Genomic DNA, 658 nt, shown 5'->3' with positions numbered 1-658 from the left:
ACCAAATCCAGCGCAATAACACATTCATAAAAATAAAATAAAAAATAAAAAACTAAAATAACAATATATATAAGCTTTTGATCCTTCTCACGAAAAACTTTAATTAACCAAGGAATTAGAATGAGCTGATATAAATTAAAATAAATCGCCAATCTTGCAAAAAGCCAGTTTTGGGTAGAAATAATCATTAAAACAACGCCAACTAGTGAGATATTAACCAAAATATCTGATTTAGGAAATAAGTATTTTAATTTTTCTCTTCCAAAAAAAGCGATAACAAGTGGAATAATCCATACGATTGCTCTAAGTACATTAGCTCCACCCTCTTTGAAACTATCATAATGACCATACTGGGTATCTTTAATCGCCGAAAATAATAGCTCAGAGAAAGCATTAAAGCCTACAACGATAAGAACAGCTACAGATAAAAGCAAGAAGGTTGTTTTTGTCCATGCTTTTCTACGCACAATAAAATACATCGGGATCATTATTAGAGCACTTTGATGAAAGAAAGAGGCGAATATTACAATCGAAATATAAGGCTTCCATTTGCCTTCTAGTAAATATTTAGTTGCAGCAAAAACGATAGCAGCTGCAAAGAACTGCCTTATTCCGTTCATAGAAATTGTAAACGTACCTGTCGTTATATATAGATATA

General features: G+C 31.3%; 1 protein-coding gene. It reads right to left on the bottom strand.

Going from position 1 to position 658, the window contains the following annotated elements:
* Window positions 1-658: EpsG family protein (locus AC1DPK_RS34180; RefSeq protein ID WP_477513029.1), on the bottom strand; the 658-nt coding region annotated here is incomplete at both ends.

The sequence above is a fragment of the Paenibacillus sp. 01T424 genome (assembly GCF_056398745.1).
Note: the sequence above shows the minus strand (reverse complement) of the source record. Positions and strands in the feature narration are given on the sequence as shown.